Raw genomic sequence first — 23,033 nt, 5'->3', positions numbered from 1 at the left:
ACTATGGATAAGAAAGCATCTCGCATCCGTCGTGCTACACGTGCACGTCGTAAGATTGCAGAACTTGGCGCAACTCGCTTGGTAGTACACCGTACTCCTCGCCATGTTTACGCTCAAGTTATCTCGGCAAACGGCTCTGAGGTTATCGCAGCTGCTTCTACTGTAGAAAAAGCGATCCGTGAGCAAGTTAAGAACACTAGTAACGTTGATGCAGCTAAAGCAGTTGGTAAAGCTGTTGCTGAGCGCGCTCTTGAAAAAGGCGTAGCTACAGTTGCATTTGATCGTTCTGGTTTCCAATACCACGGTCGAGTAGCGGCGCTAGCAGATTCTGCTCGCGAAGCTGGTCTGAAATTCTAAGGTAGGGTTGGAAGATGGCTAAAGAACAACAACAAGCTAATGATTTGCAAGAAAAGCTGATCGCTGTTAACCGTGTATCTAAGACGGTTAAAGGTGGTCGAATCATGAGCTTCACTGCACTAACAGTAGTTGGTGACGGTAATGGTCGTGTAGGTTTCGGTTACGGCAAAGCTCGTGAAGTACCTGCTGCGATTCAAAAAGCAATGGAAAAAGCGCGTCGTAACATGGTTACTGTTGCGCTTAACGAAGGCACTCTTCACCACCCGGTGAAAGGTCGTCATTCGGGCTCTAAAGTTTACATGCAGCCAGCTGCTGAAGGTACAGGTGTTATTGCCGGTGGTGCAATGCGTGCCGTACTTGAAGTTGCAGGCGTACATAACGTACTTTCTAAAGCATACGGTTCAACGAACCCAATCAACGTTGTTCGCGCAACGATTGGTGCTCTAGTAGACGTTAAGTCACCAGAAATGGTTGCTGCTAAACGTGGTCTAACTGTTGAATCTATTTCGGAGTAAGAACACGATGGCAACTATTAAAGTAACTCAAACTAAAAGCTCAATTGGTCGCCTACCTAAGCACAAAGCGTGTCTTAAAGGTCTAGGTCTTCGTCGCATCAACCATACAGTAGAACTTGAAGATACACCGTGCGTACGCGGTATGATCAACAAGGTTTACTACATGGTTAAGATTGAGGAGTAATCAGAATGCGTTTGAATACTCTATCACCGGCTGCTGGCTCTAAACCTTCTAAGAAGCGTGTAGGTCGTGGTATCGGTTCTGGCCTTGGTAAAACAGGTGGCCGCGGTCACAAAGGTCAAAAGTCACGTTCTGGCGGCTCTGTTCGTCCAGGTTTTGAAGGCGGTCAAATGCCTCTAAAACAACGTCTACCTAAATTCGGTTTCACTTCTCGTAAGAGCCTAGTGTCTGCTGAAGTTCGTCTAGCTGAGCTAGCGAAAGTAACAGGTGACGTAGTTGATCTTAACAGCCTTAAAGCTGCTAACGTTATCACTAAGAACATCGAGTTTGTTAAGATCGTTCTTTCTGGTGACCTAAGCAAAGCTGTGACTGTTAAAGGTCTACGCGTGACTAAAGGCGCTAAAGCTGCAATCGAAGCTGCAGGCGGTAAAATCGAGGAATAATCTCGAGGAACGAGGTACAGATGGCTAAGAAACCAGGAAAAGATTTTCGTAGTGCTCAAAGCGGCTTAAGTGAACTAAAGTCGCGCTTATTATTCGTAATTGGTGCACTTTTAGTATTCCGAGCCGGCTCTTTTGTGCCGATCCCTGGTATTGACGCAGCTGTACTTGCCGATTTGTTCGATCAGCAAAAAGGTACCATCGTAGAAATGTTTAACATGTTCTCCGGTGGTGCTCTTGAGCGTGCATCTATATTAGCATTGGGTATCATGCCGTACATTTCGGCATCGATCGTAGTCCAATTGCTAACTGTAGTTCATCCAGCGTTAGCGGAACTCAAGAAAGAGGGTGAAGCAGGCCGTCGTAAGATAAGCCAATATACACGCTACGGCACGCTTGTACTTGCAACATTCCAAGCTATTGGTATCGCAACAGGCTTACCAAACATGGTCGACAATCTGGTTGTTATCAACCAAACCATGTTTACGCTTATTGCTACCGTGAGTTTAGTAACTGGTACCATGTTTTTGATGTGGTTAGGTGAACAAATCACTGAGCGAGGAATCGGTAATGGTATTTCCATTCTGATTTTTGCAGGTATTGTTGCTGGATTGCCTTCTGCAATCGGTCAAACAATCGAGCAAGCGCGTCAAGGTGAATTGCATGTGCTTCTTCTGTTGTTTATCGCGGTATTGTCTTTTGCTGTAATTTACTTCGTGGTTTTCATGGAGCGTGGTCAACGTCGTATCGTCGTTAACTATGCGAAGCGTCAACAAGGTCGTAAAGTGTTTGCAGCACAAAGTTCTCATTTGCCACTTAAGATTAATATGGCAGGTGTTATACCAGCGATTTTTGCATCAAGTATTATTTTGTTCCCAGGAACATTAGCGCAGTGGTTTGGTCAAAATGGTGAAAGCAGCGCGTTCGGTTGGTTAACTGACGTGTCATTAGCTCTTAGCCCAGGTCAACCGTTGTATGTAATGCTTTATGCAGCAGCTATAATCTTCTTCTGTTTCTTCTATACAGCGTTGGTGTTTAACCCACGTGAAACAGCTGATAACTTGAAGAAGTCTGGTGCATTCGTACCCGGTATCCGCCCAGGTGAGCAGACAGCGAAATATATCGATAAAGTGATGACTAGACTAACCCTTGCGGGCGCTCTATACATTACTTTTATATGTCTGATTCCTGAGTTCATGATGGTCGCGTGGAACGTTCGTTTCTACTTTGGCGGCACTTCCCTACTAATCGTAGTGGTTGTTATCATGGATTTCATGGCACAGGTACAGACTCATCTGATGTCACAACAGTATGATTCTGTGTTAAAGAAAGCGAATCTGAAAGGTTACGGCCGTTAATTCGGTAGTAATTATTTCGATTCCATTTACGGAGTTTAGCAATGAAAGTTCGTGCTTCCGTTAAAAAAATCTGCCGTAACTGTAAAGTTATCAAGCGTAACGGTGTCGTTCGCGTGATTTGCAGTGAGCCAAAGCATAAGCAACGCCAAGGCTAATCAGCAGAAATTTTTACTTGAAATACTAGGTAGAGTCGAGTATATTCCTCGGCCTACCTTTTGCGTGCAAAAGAAGTAGTATGCCGCAGCGTATCCATAACGGGCTTTGCTGCGGATAATTCTTTTATGAACCCCCTTAGGAGTGAATAATGGCCCGTATAGCCGGCATTAACATTCCTGATCATAAGCATTCTGTAATTGCACTTACTGCAATCTACGGTATTGGTAAAACTCGCTCTCAAGCTATTCTAGCTGAAGTGGGTATTGCTGAAGATGCTAAGATCAGTGAACTAACTGAAGAGCAGATCGATCAACTGCGTGATGGTGTAGCTAAATACACTGTAGAAGGTGATCTACGTCGTGAAGTATCGATGAACATCAAGCGTCTTATGGACCTTGGCTGTTACCGCGGTCTTCGTCATCGTCGCAGTCTACCACTACGTGGACAGCGTACTAAAACCAACGCTCGCACCCGTAAGGGTCCGCGCAAGCCGATCAAGAAATAGTCGGATAAGGTAGAGTACAATGGCAAAACAACCAACTCGCGCGCGTAAGCGCGTACGCAAGCAAGTAGCTGATGGCGTAGCGCACATTCATGCTTCTTTCAACAACACAATCGTAACTATCACTGACCGCCAAGGCAACGCTCTTGCATGGGCTACAGCAGGTGGTTCAGGTTTCCGTGGTTCTCGTAAATCTACTCCGTTCGCAGCACAAGTTGCAGCTGAGCGTTGTGGTGAAATGGCTAAAGAATATGGCCTAAAGAACTTGGAAGTTATGGTTAAGGGTCCAGGTCCAGGTCGCGAATCTACTGTTCGTGCACTGAACGCTGCTGGTTTCCGTATCACTAACATTGTTGATGCGACACCAATCCCTCATAACGGTTGTCGTCCACCTAAGAAACGTCGCGTTTAAGTTTCGTTTCTAGGAATATTGGAGAAAGATCATGGCAAGATATTTGGGTCCTAAGCTGAAGCTTAGCCGTCGCGAAGGTACTGACTTATTCCTTAAGTCTGGTGTCCGTGCGATCGATACCAAGTGTAAAATTGATAACGCACCAGGTGTACACGGCGCTCGTCGCGGTCGTCTATCTGAGTATGGCGTTCAGCTTCGTGAGAAGCAAAAAGTTCGTCGTATCTACGGCGTTCTAGAAAAACAATTCCGCAACTACTACAAAGAAGCTGCACGTCTTAAAGGCAACACAGGTGCAAACCTGCTTCAGCTTCTTGAAGGTCGTCTTGATAACGTAGTTTACCGTATGGGTTTTGGCGCTACTCGTGCTGAATCTCGTCAACTAGTTAGCCACAAGTCTGTTCTAGTTAACGGTAAAGTTGTAAACGTTCCTTCTTTCAAAGTAGCGGCTAACGACGTTGTTTCTATCCGCGAGAAAGCTAAACAGCAATCTCGTATTAAAGCGGCTCTAGAAGTTGCTGAACAACGTGAAAAGCCAACTTGGATTGAAGTAGATGCTAGCAAAATGGAAGGTACATTCAAGCGTATGCCTGAGCGTTCTGACCTATCAGCTGACATCAATGAACACTTGATCGTCGAACTTTACTCTAAGTAAGGTTAAAAAAAGAGAGGACACAATGCAGGGTTCTGTAACAGAATTTCTTAAGCCGCGTCTTGTTGACATTGAACAGATCAATACGACACACGCGAAAGTAACTCTTGAGCCATTAGAGCGCGGTTTCGGCCACACTCTAGGTAATGCTCTTCGCCGCATTCTTCTATCTTCTATGCCGGGTTGTGCCGTAACAGAAGTTGAAATTGAAGGTGTGCTACACGAATACAGCACTAAAGAAGGCGTTCAGGAAGATATCCTGGAAATCCTTCTAAACCTTAAAGGTTTAGCTGTACGCGTTGCTGAAGGCAAAGATGAAGTGTTTATTACACTGAACAAATCAGGCTCAGGCCCTGTTGTTGCAGGTGACATCACCCACGATGGTGATGTAGAGATCGCTAACCCTGAGCACGTAATTTGTCACCTAACGGATGACAATGCTGAGATCGCTATGCGTATCAAAGTAGAACGTGGTCGTGGTTACGTTCCAGCTTCAGCTCGTATCCATACTGAAGAAGATGAGCGTCCTATCGGTCGTCTATTAGTTGACGCTACTTACAGCCCGGTTGATAAAATCGCCTATGCTGTAGAAGCGGCACGTGTAGAACAACGTACTGATTTAGACAAGCTTGTTATCGATATGGAAACGAACGGTACTCTAGAACCTGAGGAAGCAATCCGTCGTGCAGCTACTATTTTAGCTGAACAACTGGATGCGTTCGTAGATCTTCGTGATGTACGTGTACCTGAGGAGAAGGAAGAGAAGCCAGAATTCGATCCTATCCTACTACGTCCTGTAGACGATCTTGAACTAACAGTTCGCTCTGCTAACTGTTTGAAAGCAGAAGCGATTCACTACATCGGTGATCTTGTACAGCGCACTGAGGTTGAGCTACTTAAAACGCCAAACCTTGGTAAGAAATCTCTTACAGAGATTAAAGATGTGCTTGCTTCACGTGGTCTTTCTCTAGGCATGCGCCTAGAAAACTGGCCACCAGCGTCAATCGCTGAAGATTAATCGAAAAGTTAGAAGGATTAGGTCATGCGCCATCGTAAAAGTGGTCGTCAACTCAACCGCAACAGCAGTCATCGCAAAGCGATGTTCAGCAACATGGCTAGCTCTCTTGTTCGTCACGAAGTTATTAAAACTACCGTGCCTAAAGCAAAAGAACTACGTCGCGTAATTGAGCCATTGATTACCCTAGCTAAGACAGACAGTGTTGCTAACCGTCGTCTTGCATTTGCTCGCACTCGTGATAACGAAGTTGTGGCAAAACTATTTAATGAACTAGGCCCGCGTTTCGCGGCTCGCCAAGGTGGTTACACTCGCATTCTTAAATGTGGTTTCCGTACTGGTGATAAAGCTCCAATGGCTTACATTGAGCTTGTAGACCGCCCAGCTGCTGAAGAAGCTGCTGAGTAATCTAGACTAGATTCTTAATACAAAAAGCCGAGCATTAGCTCGGCTTTTTTTGTTTCTATCGAATTGAAAAATTGCACCACGATGTTTGGCATTTTTGCTTGCTTGCTTGCCTGCTCTGCTCTATTTTTCAAAAATATCTCGTATCTCGTATCTCGTATCTCGTATCTCGTATCTCGTATCTCGTATCTCGTATCTCGTATCTCGTATCTCGTATCTCGTATCTCGTATCTCGTATCTCGTATCTCGTATCTCGTATCTCAAATATCTTTTCTTCCACGCACAAAAAAGAGCACCGAAGTGCCCTTACAATATTCTTCAACTAATCGCTAATCGCTAATCGCTAATCGCTAATCGCGATGGCCTACTGCCAAATAGCCGCAAGTGAATCCATAAGGCCACTCGTTGCACCTTGTGATTGAAGTGCCTGAAGAATGATGGGTGCAAATGTCGTAACCATTGACGAATCCATACCTAACCCAGCAAACGCACTTTCAACAGCACCTTGTGAGCTTAGAACTGATGTTAAGCCAGTCGATTCAAGTGAAGACATTCCAGGAATGAGTGATGCGAGTTCTTTATTGTCCGCAGTGCCAAGCGAATTTTGTGCAAGTGCTAGCATTGAACCGATACCGCCAATCGCTTGATCGCTTGTTACAGATGCTTGGTCAGCAACGGTATCAGCAAGTGGTGTTGTTTCGTTTTGTTGAGACCACATATTTACAGCTGCCATCAGGGCAGTTTGTGATAGTTGGGAATAGTTGGTATCTGATGTTGAACCGGTTTGTTCAGAGTCGCTAGTGCTAGCGCAAGAGACTACAGCAAGGCTGCTGAGCATAGTGATGAGTATTTTCTTCATTATTCTTCCTTAAGTAATAAAGTAATCGACCTATTCACTATAAACGAAAAACGGCGATGTAGTCACATCGCCGTTGGATTATTTTAATTTTATTTGCCTATAGTATTTTGTTTTACTAAAGGTTTTTATAAAAATTAAAGGATAGCTAGAAGTTCTACTTCAAATACTAGAGCTGCAAATGGTGGAATTGCAGCACCTGCGCCGCGCTCACCGTATGCTAGATCTTGAGGGATGTATAGCTTCCACTTAGAGCCAACAGGCATCATTTGTAGAGCTTGTACCCAACCTTGAATTACGCCAGTTACTGGGAATTCAGCAGGTTGACCGCGAGATACAGAGCTGTCGAAAACAGTACCGTCAGTTAGTTCACCGTGGTAGTGAACACGTACTTGCTTGTCTGCAGTAGGGATTTCGCCAGTACCTTCAGTTAGTACTTCGTACTGAAGACCAGACTCAAGAACTGTTACTTCTGAACGAAGAGCGTTGTCAGTTAGGAAAGCTTCGCCGTCAGCAGCAGCTGCTTTAGCTAGTTCTTGACGTGCAGCTTCACCACGAGTGTGTAGCTCTTGTAGTGCGTTGTTGATTTCGTCAACTTCGATAGCTGGCATGTCACCAACTAGAGCTGTTGCGATACCAGCAGCGATTGCGTCTACGTTTAGGCCTTCAAGACCAGAACCAGCAAGTTGTTGGCCCATTTGTAGACCGATACCGTAGCTAGCTTTTTGCTCTACAGTTTCAAATTTTACTTCAGACATGAAAAGTCACTCTTTTTGTCAGTACGAAAAGGGTAAGAATACCAGTATTAGCAGCCTGAATAAACGGCTAGCCCCTGATCACTTACGCTTTACGGTGTCCAAATCACAGCTATGTCAATTTTCTTGCTTTGGTCTCTGTTGTAGCGGAAAGATCTATACTGTTGGTACTTTGGTTTTTATACTGTAGTTATTCAATGTATAGGACGCAGTGGCATGAATCGTCGTCAAAAGAAAAAACAGAAAGTAGACCACTTAGCAGAGTTCAAGGATCGACTGAATCAGGTCAAAGATAAATTAAGTTCGATCGATATCAAGAAAATGAAAACCTCAACCGTGCAGGCCTGGGGATCATTGCCAAAATTACACCAGAGACTATTGATGGTGATTTCTCCGATCGTATTGATCTTACTTTTTGTGCCGCTACCAGAACCTAAAGTAGACGCAGCTCCAGCAACATCGCGCGTCGAGCTTGAGATAAACACGGTTGGCTTAAGCGAACAGCTAAATGCCAAGAGCAGTTCATCAGAACCGAGTAACAACAATTGGCAAGAGTATCTTGTGAAGCAAGGGGATACGTTAGCGCAGGTTTTTCGAAATAACGACTTACCGTTGTCTGACTTGAACGCGCTAGTGCGTATTGAAGGGGCAGACAAACCACTTAGTCAGATTCGTAAAGGCCAGCTAGTTCGATTTAAACTCGCCGAGACCGGGAAACTAGACATTCTTCAGCTAGAAAAAGGCAACACTTCGGTGATGTTTTTCCGATTGTCAGACGGTGGCTTTGGCCGTAGTAAATAGCTCAATACTAAGCCTGCGTTAAAGCGCTTCGTCAGATACAGACAGTCGATAGAAAAGAGCTAATGATTAGCTCTTTTTTTTTGGTCGCTTGAAAGGTGCAAGCGGTAAGATGATGAGCATAATTCCGATAAAGGTTAACGTATCTGGAATCTCATCAAACCATATCGCGCCTATTATTGCGACAAACACTAAGCCTGAGTATTCAGCCAAGGCAATTTGACTAGAGTGTGCTTTTTGGTAGGCAGCGACCGCAAGTCCGTTGTAGCTTAAAATGAGCGTCGCACTTAATGCTATGTATCCTAAATGCTCCACAGACACCGGCTGCCAGTATAAGAAGCACAGTACTAATGAGGCTGGAATAGAGCATAACGTTGTCCACCACAGCGTAGTAACCACCGTTTGCTCACTAGGAAGCTTTCTTACCAATACATTGAATAGTGCGAGGGTGAGTGCTGTACCCAAAGCAAACAGCGCTGCCCAATGAAATTGTGATGGCCTCAAGACAATCAATGCACCAATAAAACCGATAGTGGTGGCGATAACCTTGCCAAGTGCCGGTTGCTCTTTGAGTAGAAACATAGAGAGAGGTAACATCAACAGGGGCGCGACGTAAAATACTGCGTTGGCGGTAGCTAAAGAAAGGTGGGTGATCGCGACGACCATACATCCGCTGCCGATTAGGATCAGTTGTCCTCGAATAAAGGTCACTTTAGCTTGTTGTAAGCGTCGTTGTTCTTTTTTCTGCTGTAGCCACAAAGGGGTGATGATGAGCAGAGATATCAACTGTCGGAAAAAAATATACTGTAAGGGCGGTACTTCGCCATTCAATAGTTTTACCGCTACGTCGGAAAGCGAGGCAAACAAGTTACCTGCAACCAACAATAGAATACCGACAGTGATATTCGTCATTACTTTTCTAATCTCATGTCTACATGCGGAATATCGTCTTCCAGATACATCTCAGAGATAGTTTCGAACCCGTGGCTCGCATAGAAGTTTTCTAGGTGTTGTTGCGCGCCAATATCGATGGTCTTGTTCGGCCAAAGAGACTCACAGCGTGTTAACGCTTCTTTGATCAATTGATGACCCAAGCCATCACCTCTTGCCGATTGCTTGGTCGCCACTCGGCCGATGCTCGTGTTGTCGTAAGAGGTGCCGGGTGGTAACAAACGTGCACACGCCACTAGCTCTGCATCAGCATAGCCAAGCAAGTGTTCAACACCTGCGAGTGTATCTTTACCATCGAGCTCTGGATAAGGGCAATTTTGCTCAACGACGAACACATCTACTCGTAATTTAAGTAGTTGATAAAGCTGTTGTGTTGAAAGTTCAGAGAAGGGAATTGAGTGCCAAGTGATCATGTTTACATCCAGAGGTTATCGATGCTCTGAATGTACTATGTGCGATGATTGTTGGCATTAACTATTGTTAATTCGACCTTTAATTCTGCTCAGGCTGATGGCGGTTATTCCTAGATAGGCCGCAATTTGATTGTCGTTCAAGCGCTGCTCAAGGTCGGGGTAATGTTCGCAGAAAAGCTGATAGCGTTGCTCTGGAGTATAGAGCAGCATAAAGCGTTCTTTGTTTTCCTTATGCATCAGCTGAGTTTCTAACAGCTTTAAATACAAAGGGTTATTTGCTGCACGCCACTCAATAACCGCATTCATTGGCAGTTCTAACATAGTAATTGGTGTGAGTGTTTCTAGTAGGTAAGGGGACGCTTGGTTCTTTATCAAACTCTCAAAGCCGATGATCCAGTCTTGTTCCCAGTAGAATTCTTTGCTGTATTGCTTACCGTCATTAGTGAGATAACAAGCGTGGCATAAGCCTTCAAGTACAAAGTAGATTGAACTCGCCATCTCACCTTGATTGATCAGGATGTGTCGGGTTGGCAGCTCAAGCGGCTTCGCGACAGCTAATAGAGATTCAACCTGACTCTCAGAGAAGTCAAAGCTTTGTAGTTGTTTGATAAAAGAGGTGTGCATGAAAATAACCTAACCCAAATAAGTGTCGAAATCATCGCACTTATTTGAGTATAGGTACAGAGCAGGCTAAATCAGCGTCGAGCGTGCTGTTCTAGATAATCTTGAGCAAGTTCTCTACCCATGTATTTACCAAGAGTTTTCAATGGTACTTTCTTAAGGTTAACCACAATCAAGCCATCCAGAGCATCATTAAATGATGGGTCGACGTTAAAGCACACCAACTTACCGTTCATCCCTAGATACTGGCGCAGTAGTACTGGTAGGCCTTTTCCTTGCTCCATACGTGCTAACACTTTAGAGAGCAGAGGAACACTTGCCAATGACGATAACAGATGATTTTGCCAGAACACGTGATTACTGGTATTGAGTGGTGAAGAAGGAGAAACCAGATTTGCCTTTTCCTCATCATAATGGTGGATTGATAAGGTGGTCGCGATCAACAGGCGCGCATTATGGCTGTAATCATTACTGATACTGACTGGGCCGAATAGGTGAGTGTATTGAGGATGACGATACACGAAGGCCGCGATGCCTTTCCACAATAGTAACAGTGAGTTAAGGCTCTTTTGATAAGGTTTGCTCACCACAGAACGCCCAAGCTCAATGCTGTTGTCTAAGGTATCGATGAATTCTTGATTGTAGTTAAACAGACTGCGGGAATAGAGTTGATCAAGCCCGTGCTCAGCGATCAACTTGTCGACCATACCAAGTCGGTACGCCCCGACCAGTTCAGCCTTAGCTTTGTTCCACACAAACAGTTGATGGTAGTAAAGGTCATACTCATCTAAATCACAGGCAAGCCCGCTGCCTTCGCCGACCTCTCTAAAGCTTTCTTCTCTTACTCGACCAATCTCGCGCATTAAATTGGGGACCGACTGGCTTGGTGTGCAATACACCTCAAAATCGCCCTGTTCAAGTAATCTCATTTCTTGAGGAAGTGACGCGACTTCTATAGAGAGTACTTCTGATGGAATAGGTGCAATAACCTGAGTGTCAAAAGAGGGCGCATGGATTGGCGTGCTAGGACTATCTTGTTGACTCATCAGATAGGTATTGAGTCGCAGATAGTTGACGATATCCATTTCTTGTTCAAACGATTTTATCTCTGAGTATGGGATTGAAGAGCCGATAGAGATAGAGATGGTAGTCGCTCGTTTATTAAGAAGTTCACGACCAAGTAAAGCCGTTCTTAGCAGTGGATGAACTCGTCCGGCTTGGTAGAAAAGCTCGCTGTTTTTACCATTGATGAAGATAGGCACTGTGGTGGCTTGGTGACGCTTAACAAACTTGGCAACCGATTTGCTCCATTCGATGTCTGTTAGTGTTTTTGCCCCTTTACGGTAACTCGATACTTCGCCAGCAGGGAACACAATCAACAATCCACCGTCTGCCAAATGACGATTGGCATCTCGAATGGCTTTGGCATTGGTGCGTTTTGATTCTTTACTGTTAAAGACATCTACACCGATGAAAAGATCATCCAGCTCAGGCAGGCGCTTAAGTAACTCATTGGCCAGCACCTTCACATCCTTCCTTACTGATCCTACGAGATCGGCAAGGATCACACCTTCAATTGCGCCAAGCGGGTGGTTAGCCACAATCACCACTGACCCTTCTTCCGGGATATTACCTGTGGCGCCTGCGGAAACAGAATAGTCGATATTGAGTGCCGACAGGGTGTGATGCATGAATTCAAAACTAGACAACTCATCAGGTCTATCTTGATAGAGTTTATCTAGCTTAGATAGCCCAGTTGCCCACTCGACAACAGACTCACCTAAACCAAAAGGCGTGTAACGTGGTAAACGAAAAGGACTATCAATCATAATGAAGCTACCTTATTGACTAAAGTTGTTTAGGAAACCGTCTTGATTCTTGAAATCTTTCACACTTAAAAATGCACCGCATAACCACACTAGGCATGCCATACCAAACAGTAATCCACCGTCATAACCGACAATTTCACCCGCTGCATTAAACTCAGGCATTTGAATACCGAGTGGTGTAAACAGGTGGAAGAAAATCGCACCACTCATAATTCCCACACTCATGATTGCACCTAGGCCATGCCAACGAGTAAACAGCAAAATGGCAGCAATCAATTCAGCAAACCCAATTAAGTAACCGCCAAATGAACCGAACCAACTTAAGCCCGACCATGTCGCCAAGGTGCCAAAGATATGCTCAGTCTCGTATGAGCCTGTGAACTTAAAAAACAGCGACTGAACAAATACGAAAGCGATAAATGCCGCAGGAATATGTTTAGCTGGAGTGAATGTCATGGTTATTCCCTTATTTGATCAGTTGCGGCCAAATGGTGTCGGCTTTTTGAATATGTTGTGCTCGGTCTTGTTCCCAACGCTGTTTAATCTCTTGGTCGTAGTTGAGGTAAAGCTTGTTATCAACAATCGTCCATTGATTCGGGTCTCCGGGTGCAAAATCACTTTTTGCTGAAACAGCCCAAGCGCAATAACCACCATATTGAGGGGCATATTTTTCAGGATTATTAACAAATAAAGTCAGATTCTTTTCAGAAGAGAAATACCAGTCCGCGCCTTTGTACTCGGTGCTGAATTTTTTATTGCCTTCAATAGGTTTACCTGAAGTGAAATAAGCCACAGTGTCGTAGCCATCGAGCGCCTTACTGCTAAAGAACCCTGTGTAGATTTCATCGGCGGCAAATACATATGGGCTAACAAGTAGCATGACCATGGTTAATAGTTTTCTCATGATGGACTCCATCTATAGATTGATTGCTGGTGATAAATCGAAGGTAAAACGCTGTTGATTTATCTGGCATGGTTTAATGGGTTCACAAGGCGAGCCGGGTGCGTAAAACATCGAGGCTTGGCCGTGTAGATTGCGTAAATGTGTAAAGCTCACGGTGTGCGCGTCTTCACGATGCATACAGGTCGCTAAATGAGGTTGTTCGCTGTGATGGTGAGAGTGAAACTGAAGTAAGTTCTGTTGATTCTTACCCGTTGCCATAAGCTGATCGTATTTTGCTTGTCGGTAGGCTTGTACTCGCTCTAAATCAACACCGGATGAGAAGAGCGGAGAATCGGTTTCGACTATTTTTTGTTGAATGCCATCCCACATATAGGCGATAACCAAACCATGGTGTTGAGTTAAGTTCGGCGCGAAAGCCAGCAAGGTAAATGGGGCAAAAGAGTGCAGATCGAGCTTATGAAATGCTTCAGAGAGCTGACTGATATTACGACTCGATGATAAGTTCTTGAGCAACAAACCACGGCTGACTAAAAGGCCATCAGGTACGATGCCTTGATAGTTATTGAGTAGGCATAACGAAAGCCCGAACTCATTGATACTGATCCAGCTACCACCACCGGTTGGGTCGAGTGGCATGATGATATCGACGCCGTTAACTCGATATTGTTTAGGTGGCATCGCCAGTGCCCGTGTCTTTTGTTCATCACGATTAAAGAAGACCTGATAGCCATTGTCTTCAAGCAGCCAAGATACTGAACACATGATTATTGCTCCCTCAAATAGCTGCTGGTGGTTGGGGCATAACCGAAGGTGTTGCATGTTTCGACATCAAGAAAGGTCGTGATCACCTTGATCATCGCGTAATGATGATTGGCATGCAGCGCGGCAAAGGTGACCTCTCTTTCTAGCGTCGAGGGCAGGTTGGCGAATACTTGTGTATCCATTGAAACTTCGGTTTGGATCATGATAGGCGCTTCGAGATCTCTGCGGTCTAATCGTTCAAGCCAGTTGATCACGTAATGGATCTCTTTCAACGCAATAGACCTATCGAATTCGACGGGGTGACCACGACGACGGGTGTTGTAATCAACGGTCGCATTCTCTTTTAAAATCAAAGCGTGAAAAAGATCGAGCGTGTGACGAGTATGCTCACCAATAGAACTTGTGACGTGCGGCTTTGCTCGTGTCAGATAGTCGCTGTCCGATATGGCTAACAAAAACTCTAAACCCTGATTCAATATCTCTACCGCTCCCTTGATACTAGGAGATAAAGAAGTGAGGGCGCTCGGTTGGGCTATGGGGTTCATTCATGATCCTCGTACAAAGTTAATCGGTGGTCGGATATTGTTGAACAAGACGTCGCTCTTCTTGCCACGCGTTAAATAAGCTCTTAAAAGAAGGAGGCTGGTGGCCTCTTTGTTTCTGTTGAGCGCCAATATCAAAAAGAATGCGGTATTGCAGGAGTAGCGTCGAAAATATCTCTCGCAGCGGTGTGTTGCGATCCCAGATGTGCCCGGCCTCACTGCTTGCGCCATTGACCTCAAGGATAGTGAAGTCCTCGCCGTTCATTAGGCTGTGCATGTCCTTGAATTTGACGTCGAGTCGACCAAAGTGAAAGCCATCGAAGTCGTCGAATATTTCATCTAAGCGTTCGGTTAAAGCCTGAGTGATGTATTGATTGCCGTCTCGGAAGATACAACCACGGCTATGGCTGCCTGCAAACGCGAGTTGGAACTCTTCGCCCTCTGCGAGCACTTGATCCAATTTATCTTCATGTCTCGGTAGATACAGGTGACAAAGCTGCCCAGCACGCGGGCTATTTTCAATCAACTGCTTGAGTGTCGAGCTGCCATCGCCCACCACCATTGGTGCGTATTTGAGTGTGATCGAGATGATCTCGCCTTGCTTTTTGTTTGGGTAGCGAACATAGAAAACACCCGCTTCGGCTTGATAAGGCGCCTTTTCTTGCAATAGAAAGCGAGCATTATTTGGGAAAGATTCAATATACTGCTCAAGTTGATCTTGTGTGTTGATCAGCTTAACGCCAACACCTCGACAGCCAAGATCCGGTTTGGCCACAATCGGGAAATCGAGATCCGACTGTATGAGTGCGCTGCGCGCATCTTCGGCTTGTTTCTTACTGCTAAGATCCGTTTTGGTTAAGGTGATAAACGGAGAGATCCAGCGCTGACTCGATGATCCGGCAAGGCTCAGTATCTCGTGTTTTGATTCGCCGACCATGCCGCTTAACTTAATACTCGGGTTGGCGATGAGCGGCAGCGCCCAGTCAAAGTGCCGTAACCCTTGCATCAGGCTTTGAATCACCACTGGCGTGTAGAAGAACCACGTTGGAAGAAACTCATAAGGAGAGACACTGCGCACGGTATCTTTTTCAAGCAAGGGCATACCTGCATTGATTTGATGTGCTGGAATGATGCGAATATCTTGCGGTGAACTCATGATAATCCTCTAGAGTAGGTTCTATTCATTAATCGATTGCCGATAAACAGCAAAGCGATGGCACACGGGATGATGATCCATTGATATTCAGAGGCTTGTAGCCACGCTGATGTCCCTAAATAGTAGATGGCAGAGAAGACAATGCCAGTCCAGAGCGCAGTGGCACTAATAACGGCAAACAAGAAAGTAGGCAGTGGGATTGCGAAAAAGCCGCTTAAGGTAAAACCGACGGTACGAAGCCCAGGAATAAAGCGGATGACAAAAAGACTGCTGAAAGCGTTTTGACGTAATTTAGTACGAAGTGCACGAAAGTATCGATTGGTGAGGGCTTTGTAACGGACGCCTCGGAAATAACGTCCTGATTTACCTAGGTAATAGAGAGCGAGATCACCGGTGGCAATGCCGATGAAAATAGCAAGCAACGCATATTGAGGAAGCATGAGTCCTTGAGTGGCTAAACCTGCCGCTGTAACAATCGCCAGATCTTCAAGCAAGTAAGAAAGCGCGATAATGCCAAGCATCAGCCATAGCAGCGATTCTTCTCCTGTATTTAACCATGCTTGAATACTCTCGACGGTGCTCATCAAATACCCTTATCTATCCTATAGATGAATGGCTTATTGGCCATTCATTGAGTGTAGTAAATTAAATAGACAGGAGGAGCAGAGAAAAACTTACAGCTGATTAGTGTTTTTTTGTGTGGACTTAAATCGATTGACGGTTTGAGTGGTGTTGTTTGGGTATTGAACTAGCGGGCGTTTACGGTGAGAAAAGTAGGGCAGTGGATTCGATTTATAAATAACAAAAGAAAAAGGCTGAGTCGTTAAACTCAGCCTTTCAGAACGTTAACTATGGATTACTGGGTAATCTATTTAGTTAGGTCAATCTGGTAAACAGCAAAACCAACATCGTCAGTCGCAACACGTTTCATCGGGTATTGACCCTTTTCTTTGATGAACTCTGCCGCTTTGTCGCTTGGAGATGTTTCAAAGCGGATATCCAGTTTGTTATCCGTTTTGATTGGCGCAAATGACCAGTTGTTATCAGCGCTTGGGCTCACTTGACCTTGCTCTTTGCTTACGCGAGAGATGTAGTTTGCAAGAACAGTACGGTTCTCATCTGGTGCATCAAATGCGATGAAGTCTTCACCTGTGCCTGGGAACTTAGCGCTGTATGCACGGTAGTTGTTGGTTGCGATCAGGAAGTCTTGCTTCATGTCGATTGGCTTACCTTGGTAAGTTAGGCCAACAATACGCTGTGAGTCAGGGTTAACGACTTTACAGTTTGCATCGTATTTCGCAGGTTGAGTTACGTCGATTTGGTAATCAACACCGTCGATAACATCGAAGTTGTAAGTGCGGAAGTTATCCCACTCGATCAACTGTTGTGGTGCTGTTGAGTTAACATCAACTTGGTTGAATTGACCAGCAGAACACTCAAGCCACTCTTTTACTTCGTGACCTGTTACCTTCATCGCAACTAGTGTGTTCGGGTAAAGGTATAAGTCAGCTGCGTTACGGAATGTCAGTTGACCAGATTCAACTTCAGTGAAGTTCGCTGGATCATTCTTACGGCCACCGGCTTTGAATGGTGCAGCCGCTGAAAGTACTGGCGTACCATCTAGGTCAGGGTCACCTTGGATGAACTGTTCAACGTAATCTTTCTGTGCAAGGTTAACGATTTGAACTGTTGGATCGTCTTGTACTAGAGACAAGAAGCTGTACATCACATCGTCTGCTTTGCCAATCGGTTGGTTAACAAACTCACGAGTACCAGCGTGGTCTTTTTCTAATGCTGTTACGATACCTTCATCAGCTGCAGCAAGAGATTTCTTCTCGATTTTGTCGTAGATAGGGCGCGCTTCTGATTGGCCTTTAACAACTTCCCACTTACCGTCTTTTTGTGCAAGTGTTAGATCCATAACACCAACGTGGCTACCCCAACGACCAGGCATTACCGCCGCAACGCCGTTCATTGTGCCAGTTTCGTTGTCGATGCCTTGAATGTCATCAAAACCTTTACCTGGGAACACTGCGTGAGAGTGGCCGAATGCGATCGCATCAATGCCGTCTACTTCAGATAGGTAGAAAGTTGAGTTCTCTTCGCCATTTTTGTACGGGTCAGTTGATACGCCTGAGTGAGGGATAGCAACGATAACTTCAGCGCCTTCCGCTTTCATTTGAGGCACTAACTCGTTAGCCGTCTCAATGATATCGCGAGCGATCACTTTACCTTCAAGGTTCTTCTTATCCCACGTCATGATTTGCGGTGGAACAAAACCGATGTAACCCACTTTTACTTCGTGCTCTACGCCAGCAGTATCTTTGAACGTGTGCGTCTTGATGATGTAAGGCGTGAAGTAGTGTTCTTTGGTTTCTGCGTCGTAAACGTTAGCACTGATGTACGGGAAATCAGCGTCGTTGATCGATTCTTCTAGGAACTCAAGACCGTAGTTGAATTCGTGGTTACCTAGGTTTGCAGCGTCGTAGCTTAGTTGGTTCATAGCTTTGTATGCAGGGTGAACTTCGCCCGCTTCGATGCCTTTGTCTGCCATGTAGTCACCCATTGGGCTACCTTGCAGCAAGTCACCGTTATCAACTAATACGCTGTTGGTTACTTCGCTTTGAGCTTCTTTTACTAGAGTTGCAGTACGTGCTAAGCCAATTTTTTTCGATGGCTTGTCTTTGTAGTAGTCGTAATCCATTAGGTTGGTATGGATATCCGTCGTTTCTACGACACGTAATTTAATCACTTCATCGGTATCTGGTGTTGTTGTGCAGCCTGCTAAAGTCAAACCAAGACCCGCAAGTACAGCTAATGACAAAGGTTTCATTGCAACTTTCATTTTGTAGCTCCAAAGTGGATAGTAGAAAATTCGTTGCGTAATGTAACAAAACCGAATGAAACAATGATTACAACGAATGTTAATTCGTGACTTAGATCGATTACTTTATGGTGTTCTGCAAGACGCCTCCCAAAGCTGCTCAATCGATGCGCAACTGATATCGATAATATTAGTCCATTCATTTCACCTGCTTATCGGTAAATCCAATCCCTTATCAGCTTTTCGAATAAAAAATGAAATTTTAGAATTTCCAGTAATATGAGAGGCTCGTCATAATGCCTATATCAAGGACGTATCAGGCAGATGAATAGCAAGGATAGCTCAAAACGAAGCTTCTGTTTTCTTCTAGTGCCAATACTCCCATTCACTCAAGTGGATGAGTTAAATCCCTTGCTTGGCAAGACCAAGTAATGAATTGCTCGTAACGCGAGCCTTAAAGGAAGCACTGAAATGGACCAAGAACGTTTAACCCACCTAAAACAGCTCGAAGCGGAAAGTATTCATATTATCCGTGAAGTAGCGGCTGAGTTTGATAACCCAGTGATGATGTACTCCATCGGAAAAGATTCTTCTGTGATGCTTCATTTAGCTCGCAAAGCGTTTTATCCAGGCAAGATTCCATTCCCGCTATTGCATGTAGATACGGATTGGAAATTCCGCGAGATGATTGAGTTTCGTGATCGTACGGCTAAAAAGTACGGCTTCGACCTTTTAGTACATAAGAACCCAGAAGGTATTGAGATGGGTTGTAGCCCATTTGTACATGGTTCTTCGAAGCACACTGACATCATGAAAACACAGGGCCTTAAGCAGGCGTTAAACAAGTATGGGTTCGATGCGGCTTTTGGTGGTGCGCGTCGTGATGAAGAAAAATCTCGTGCGAAAGAACGTGTTTATTCTTTCCGCGATAAGAACCATACGTGGGATCCAAAAAACCAGCGTCCAGAGCTTTGGCACACCTACAACGGTCAGGTTAATAAGGGCGAAAGCATTCGTGTCTTCCCACTATCTAACTGGACTGAGCTTGATATCTGGCAATACATCTACCTAGAGAGCATCGATATTGTTCCACTTTACCTTTCAGACAAACGCCCTGTGGTTGAGCGTGATGGCATGCTGATCATGGTTGATGATGACCGTATGGAGCTGCAAGAAGGTGAAGTGATTGAAGAGAAAAGCGTTCGTTTTCGTACTTTAGGCTGTTACCCATTAACCGGAGCGGTTGAATCTGAGGCGAATACGCTAACAGGCATTATTGAAGAGATGCTGGTGGCGACGTCTAGTGAGCGTCAAGGTCGAGCGATTGATCATGATCAGTCGGGCTCTATGGAGCTGAAAAAGCGCCAAGGTTATTTCTAAGAATCTAAGGAAAGAAAAATGAATAGTGCAGTAGAAGCCGAATTGGCTGAACTAGGGATTGAAGGTTATCTAAGTCAGCATCAGCATAAATCTATGCTTAGATTTTTAACTTGTGGCTCGGTAGATGACGGTAAAAGTACGTTAATCGGTCGCTTGCTCCATGATACAAAACAGATTTATGAAGATCAGCTAGCAGCGGTTCACTCTGATAGCCAACGAGTGGGTACCACAGGTGAGAAGCCTGATTTAGCACTGCTTGTTGATGGCTTGCAGGCTGAGCGTGAGCAAGGGATTACTATCGATGTGGCTTATCGTTACTTCTCGACTCAAAAGCGTAAATTCATTATTGCTGATACCCCAGGGCATGAGCAGTACACGCGCAACATGGCAACCGGCGCTTCAACGTGTGATCTAGCGGTGATCTTAATTGATGCTCGTAAGGGCGTTCTGGATCAAACACGTCGTCACTCGTTTATTTCTAACCTGCTTGGTTTGAAGCACTTCATCGTCGCAGTCAACAAAATGGATCTCGTCGAGTACTCGCAAGATCGTTTTGAAGAGATTCGCGATCAGTATCTAGAGTTTGCTGAAAACCTAGAAGGCGAAACTAACATTCAAATTCTGCCGGTTTCCGCGCTTGAAGGCATTAACGTTGCAGCGCCAAGTAAAGAGCTTGCATGGTTTGAAGGTCCATCTCTATTAGAAGTGTTAGAGAACGTCGACATTGACCAAAAACGTTCTGCGGGCGAATTCCGTTTCCCTGTGCAGTATGTCAATCGTCCTAACTTAGATTTCCGTGGCTTTGCCGGCACCGTGGCTTCTGGTCGTGTCAGCGTGGGTGATGAAATCAAGGCGTTGCCTTCAGGTAAAACCTCTAAGGTGGCAAGCATTGTGACTTTTGATGGTGAACTTGAATCAGCACAAGCGGGCTTGGCAGTAACACTGACTCTTGAAGATGAAATCGATATCAGCCGTGGTGATTTGATTGTGCTGGAAAATGCTCAAATTGAATCAACTAACCATGTATTGGCTGACATCGTATGGATGACAGAGCAACCACTGCAACCGGGCAAAGCCTACGACATCAAAATCGCAGGCAAGAAAACCGTCGGTCAGGTTGAAACGGTTCGTCACCAATATGACATCAACAACTTGTCGACTTACGCTGTTGATGAGTTGCCACTGAATGGTATTGGTTTGTGTGAATGGTCATTGAACGAGACTGTCGCGCTGGATAAATACCGTGAGAGTGCCGATACCGGTGGTTTCATTGTTATCGACCGCCTAACTAACGTGACGGTTGGTGCTGGTTTGATTCGAGACCGTTTGGACTCTGTTGAACAGCAAGTCGGTAACTTCTCTGCATTTGAACTTGAGTTCAACGCATTGGTACGCAAGCACTTCCCTCATTGGGATGCCAAAGATCTAAGCCAATTACTGAAGTCATAAACGACTAAGTAACAGCTTATTGAATCAGGCGGAAACCCATCGTTTCCGCCATAAAGGACGGGTATATGTGGCAACAAGGATTTGTATTAGCGATTTTGCTCGGCATCATTACTTGCCTGCTCGTTACCCGTATTAAGCCAAGCTTTATCTTTGCTGGCGCGGCGTTTATTGCTTTTATGGCTGGCATGATCGATTTGTCGAGCTTAGCCAATAACTTCACTAACTCCTCGTTACTGACTTTAATTCTTCTTATCCTCGCATCAAGTGCGTTGGAGAAAACTCGCTTAATCAGTTGGGTTAGCCGAAATATCTCTGAAGGTAGGCTAGGTACCGTGGTTGCGAAGTTGGGTATTTCCACAGCGTTACTTTCTTCTTTTACTAATAACACGGCGGTGGTTGTTTCTTTGATCGGGGCGATCAAACGTAATCAACAGCATGCGCCATCTAAACTGCTAATCCCTTTGTCATACGCTGCCATCTTAGGTGGAACGCTGACATTGATCGGCACCTCTACCAACTTGATCATCAATAGCTTTGTTGAAGATGCGGGTTTGCCAAGTTTAAACTTTTTCACACCGACCTTGATCGGTTTAGCGGTGTTGGTCGGTGGTGTGTTGATCCTTATTCCGCTGAGTTACTTCCTACCAAGCTACGATGATGGATCTCAAGATGATCTGCCTTACTTTTTAGAAGCAAGAGTGGAACCTGGTTCTCCTTTAGTTGGCCGCAGCGTTAGCGAGAATAACCTCAGAGCATTGAGAAAACTGTTCTTGGCGGAAGTGATTCGAGACGGTAAAACAACCGCGTCTATTGACCCTGATTTTATTCTTCAAGCTCGTGATCGACTACTGTTTTGTGGTGATGTCGAGAGTGTTGCGACACTGCAAGAGATCCAAGGGCTAACTCTGTTTGGTCAGCACCACCTGAACGGCCAGAGCTTTGTTGAGGTCGTAGTCAGTTCGTCTGCAAGTTTCTGTAATAAAACCCTCAAAACCAGCCAGTTCAGAGATCGCTTCGATGCGGTTGTGGTTGCCATTCGTCGTGGTCATGAACGCCTTGAAGGTGGCCTTGGAAACATCACGTTAACCGCTGGCGATACCTTGATTTTGGTTCCAGGAAAACGTTTTGAAGAACAGCGTCAACAACACAATAAAGAGTTTGTGTTGATGAACGACCTAGACTCAAGCGCTAAGCTTGATGCCGATAAATCGACGTTTGTGTTGCTCGGTTTTGCCAGTGTGATTGGGTTATCGCTCGCTGATGTAGTCCCGATTATTAAAGGGCTGGCGGGATTTTTATTATTGCTGGTGGCATTTGGTGTAGTACAACTTGGTGAGCTTCGCCGCCGCTTCCCCGTCGATATTGTCGTGATCGTTGGTTCGGCACTCTCTATTGCTCAACTGATGATTTCATCTGGGTTGTCTGAGCGAATGGGGCTGATGTTTATGGAGGCCTTTAATGGCTGGGGCGTGTTTGGAGCGCTAGTCGCGACCTATTTCATGACGCTGGTCCTGACTGAGTTGGTGACCAATAATGCGGCAGCGGCACTCTCATTTCCCATTGGCTACAGCATGGCCGTCGGCTATGGCGTCGATCCAATGCCGTTTATTATGGCGGTTCTGTTTGGTGCCAGTGCCAGTTTTATTTCGCCATACGGCTACCAAACCAACTTACTTGTTTATAGCGTAGGTAATTACCACCTTACGGATTATCTGCGCATCGGCATCCCAATCTCGATTGTTTATTCGGGTTTGGTGCTGACCCTAATTCCTTATTTTTTCCCATTTTAATGCTGTTTATTTA

At 45.2% G+C, this 23,033-nt stretch carries 28 protein-coding genes; 15 read left to right on the top strand and 13 right to left on the bottom strand.

Features of this window, described 5'->3' with window-relative positions:
* Positions 1–3 precede the first annotated feature (3 nt).
* The 11 genes from rplR to rplQ all read left to right on the top strand — a co-directional run bounded on the left by rplR (position 4) and on the right by rplQ (position 5,993).
* Positions 4–357: a 50S ribosomal protein L18 gene (rplR, locus tag DUN60_RS12705; protein ID WP_004736752.1), complete on the top strand. Its 354-nt coding sequence runs from the start codon at positions 4–6 to the stop codon at positions 355–357.
* A gap of 14 nt (positions 358–371) precedes the next feature.
* Entirely contained in the window at positions 372–872 is a 501-nt protein-coding gene (gene rpsE, locus DUN60_RS12700; protein ID WP_004736754.1) for a 30S ribosomal protein S5, read from the top strand.
* 7 nt (positions 873–879) lie between these two features.
* Positions 880–1,056 carry a 50S ribosomal protein L30 gene (rpmD, locus tag DUN60_RS12695; RefSeq protein WP_004736756.1) on the top strand — a complete coding sequence of 59 codons (177 nt, stop codon included), beginning with the start codon at positions 880–882 and terminating at the stop codon, positions 1,054–1,056.
* A 5-nt stretch (positions 1,057–1,061) separates the two neighbouring features.
* Positions 1,062–1,496 (top strand): 50S ribosomal protein L15, encoded by a 435-nt coding sequence (rplO, locus tag DUN60_RS12690; RefSeq protein WP_004736758.1) that lies wholly within the window; start codon positions 1,062–1,064, stop codon positions 1,494–1,496.
* 20 nt (positions 1,497–1,516) lie between these two features.
* A complete protein-coding gene (secY, locus tag DUN60_RS12685; RefSeq protein WP_004736759.1) occupies positions 1,517–2,851 on the top strand; it encodes a preprotein translocase subunit SecY in 1,335 nt (444 codons plus the stop codon).
* A gap of 41 nt (positions 2,852–2,892) precedes the next feature.
* The gene (rpmJ, locus tag DUN60_RS12680) at positions 2,893–3,006 is read left to right on the top strand and encodes a 50S ribosomal protein L36 (RefSeq protein ID WP_000868186.1); all 114 of its coding nucleotides are present in this window, start codon (positions 2,893–2,895) and stop codon (positions 3,004–3,006) included.
* Between the two features lie 149 nt (positions 3,007–3,155).
* A complete protein-coding gene (gene rpsM, locus DUN60_RS12675; protein WP_004738779.1) occupies positions 3,156–3,512 on the top strand; it encodes a 30S ribosomal protein S13 in 357 nt (118 codons plus the stop codon).
* Positions 3,513–3,531: 19 nt separating this feature from the next.
* On the top strand, positions 3,532–3,921 hold the full coding sequence (rpsK, locus tag DUN60_RS12670) for a 30S ribosomal protein S11 (protein WP_004738778.1): 390 nt from the start codon (positions 3,532–3,534) through the stop codon (positions 3,919–3,921).
* Positions 3,922–3,952: 31 nt separating this feature from the next.
* The gene (gene rpsD / locus DUN60_RS12665; RefSeq protein ID WP_004729814.1) at positions 3,953–4,573 is read left to right on the top strand and encodes a 30S ribosomal protein S4; all 621 of its coding nucleotides are present in this window, start codon (positions 3,953–3,955) and stop codon (positions 4,571–4,573) included.
* Between the two features lie 22 nt (positions 4,574–4,595).
* Positions 4,596–5,588 carry a DNA-directed RNA polymerase subunit alpha gene (locus DUN60_RS12660; protein WP_004729813.1) on the top strand — a complete coding sequence of 331 codons (993 nt, stop codon included), beginning with the start codon at positions 4,596–4,598 and terminating at the stop codon, positions 5,586–5,588.
* 24 nt (positions 5,589–5,612) lie between these two features.
* Positions 5,613–5,993, top strand: coding sequence for a 50S ribosomal protein L17 (gene rplQ, locus DUN60_RS12655; RefSeq protein WP_004729812.1), 381 nt, complete (start codon positions 5,613–5,615; stop codon positions 5,991–5,993).
* A 361-nt stretch (positions 5,994–6,354) separates the two neighbouring features.
* Here the strand turns inward: rplQ and DUN60_RS12650 are convergent, their stop codons facing one another.
* Together DUN60_RS12650 and bamJ are read right to left on the bottom strand one after the other, a co-directional pair.
* On the bottom strand, positions 6,355–6,849 hold the full coding sequence (locus tag DUN60_RS12650; RefSeq protein ID WP_114634056.1) for a DUF2780 domain-containing protein: 495 nt from the start codon (positions 6,847–6,849) through the stop codon (positions 6,355–6,357).
* Between the two features lie 134 nt (positions 6,850–6,983).
* Positions 6,984–7,604: a BamJ family beta-barrel-assembly machinery protein gene (gene bamJ / locus DUN60_RS12645; RefSeq protein WP_017078817.1), complete on the bottom strand. Its 621-nt coding sequence runs from the start codon at positions 7,602–7,604 to the stop codon at positions 6,984–6,986.
* Between the two features lie 213 nt (positions 7,605–7,817).
* On the opposite strand from bamJ, the gene DUN60_RS12640 reads away from it, so the two are divergent.
* The gene (locus DUN60_RS12640; protein ID WP_114634055.1) at positions 7,818–8,402 is read left to right on the top strand and encodes a LysM-like peptidoglycan-binding domain-containing protein; all 585 of its coding nucleotides are present in this window, start codon (positions 7,818–7,820) and stop codon (positions 8,400–8,402) included.
* A 66-nt stretch (positions 8,403–8,468) separates the two neighbouring features.
* Here DUN60_RS12640 and DUN60_RS12635 read toward each other — a convergent pair whose 3' ends face one another.
* The 11 genes from DUN60_RS12635 to DUN60_RS12585 form a co-directional block, all read right to left on the bottom strand.
* Positions 8,469–9,311, bottom strand: coding sequence for a DMT family transporter (locus DUN60_RS12635; protein ID WP_114634054.1), 843 nt, complete (start codon positions 9,309–9,311; stop codon positions 8,469–8,471).
* The gene (locus DUN60_RS12630; protein WP_114634053.1) at positions 9,311–9,763 is read right to left on the bottom strand and encodes a GNAT family N-acetyltransferase; all 453 of its coding nucleotides are present in this window, start codon (positions 9,761–9,763) and stop codon (positions 9,311–9,313) included. The genes DUN60_RS12635 and DUN60_RS12630 overlap by 1 nt, the downstream gene beginning before the upstream one ends.
* 57 nt (positions 9,764–9,820) lie before the next feature.
* Entirely contained in the window at positions 9,821–10,387 is a 567-nt protein-coding gene (locus DUN60_RS12625) for a Crp/Fnr family transcriptional regulator (protein ID WP_114634052.1), read from the bottom strand.
* Positions 10,388–10,458: 71 nt separating this feature from the next.
* Positions 10,459–12,213: a lysophospholipid acyltransferase family protein gene (locus tag DUN60_RS12620; RefSeq protein ID WP_114634051.1), complete on the bottom strand. Its 1,755-nt coding sequence runs from the start codon at positions 12,211–12,213 to the stop codon at positions 10,459–10,461.
* A gap of 12 nt (positions 12,214–12,225) precedes the next feature.
* Complete coding sequence (locus DUN60_RS12615; RefSeq protein WP_004735264.1) at positions 12,226–12,669, bottom strand: hypothetical protein; 444 nt, start codon at positions 12,667–12,669, stop codon at positions 12,226–12,228.
* 10 nt (positions 12,670–12,679) lie between these two features.
* Positions 12,680–13,117: a YHS domain-containing (seleno)protein gene (locus DUN60_RS12610; RefSeq protein WP_114634050.1), complete on the bottom strand. Its 438-nt coding sequence runs from the start codon at positions 13,115–13,117 to the stop codon at positions 12,680–12,682.
* A 12-nt stretch (positions 13,118–13,129) separates the two neighbouring features.
* Complete coding sequence (locus DUN60_RS12605) at positions 13,130–13,879, bottom strand: NRDE family protein (RefSeq protein ID WP_102340810.1); 750 nt, start codon at positions 13,877–13,879, stop codon at positions 13,130–13,132.
* 2 nt (positions 13,880–13,881) lie between these two features.
* Positions 13,882–14,424, bottom strand: a complete 543-nt coding sequence (locus DUN60_RS12600) for a DinB family protein (protein WP_114634049.1) — start codon at positions 14,422–14,424, stop codon at positions 13,882–13,884.
* Positions 14,425–14,443: 19 nt separating this feature from the next.
* Positions 14,444–15,577 carry a D-alanine--D-alanine ligase gene (locus DUN60_RS12595; RefSeq protein WP_114634048.1) on the bottom strand — a complete coding sequence of 378 codons (1,134 nt, stop codon included), beginning with the start codon at positions 15,575–15,577 and terminating at the stop codon, positions 14,444–14,446.
* Positions 15,574–16,161, bottom strand: a complete 588-nt coding sequence (locus DUN60_RS12590) for a DedA family protein (RefSeq protein ID WP_114634047.1) — start codon at positions 16,159–16,161, stop codon at positions 15,574–15,576. Before DUN60_RS12590 ends, DUN60_RS12595 begins: the two co-directional genes overlap by 4 nt.
* Positions 16,162–16,445: 284 nt before the next feature.
* Positions 16,446–18,422 carry a bifunctional 2',3'-cyclic-nucleotide 2'-phosphodiesterase/3'-nucleotidase gene (locus DUN60_RS12585; protein ID WP_114634046.1) on the bottom strand — a complete coding sequence of 659 codons (1,977 nt, stop codon included), beginning with the start codon at positions 18,420–18,422 and terminating at the stop codon, positions 16,446–16,448.
* A 450-nt stretch (positions 18,423–18,872) separates the two neighbouring features.
* Between DUN60_RS12585 and cysD the strand changes: the two genes are divergently transcribed.
* From cysD to DUN60_RS12565, 3 genes are all read left to right on the top strand, one after another.
* Entirely contained in the window at positions 18,873–19,781 is a 909-nt protein-coding gene (gene cysD / locus DUN60_RS12575) for a sulfate adenylyltransferase subunit CysD (protein WP_004735271.1), read from the top strand.
* Between the two features lie 18 nt (positions 19,782–19,799).
* The gene (gene cysN / locus DUN60_RS12570; protein ID WP_017083766.1) at positions 19,800–21,230 is read left to right on the top strand and encodes a sulfate adenylyltransferase subunit CysN; all 1,431 of its coding nucleotides are present in this window, start codon (positions 19,800–19,802) and stop codon (positions 21,228–21,230) included.
* 65 nt (positions 21,231–21,295) lie between these two features.
* Positions 21,296–23,020 (top strand): SLC13 family permease, encoded by a 1,725-nt coding sequence (locus tag DUN60_RS12565; RefSeq protein WP_017080873.1) that lies wholly within the window; start codon positions 21,296–21,298, stop codon positions 23,018–23,020.
* Positions 23,021–23,033: the final 13 nt, after the last annotated feature.

Origin of the sequence: Vibrio splendidus (assembly GCF_003345295.1) — a bacterium.
GTDB classification, from domain to species: Bacteria; Pseudomonadota; Gammaproteobacteria; order Enterobacterales; family Vibrionaceae; genus Vibrio; species Vibrio splendidus_K.
Note: the sequence above shows the minus strand (reverse complement) of the source record. Positions and strands in the feature narration are given on the sequence as shown.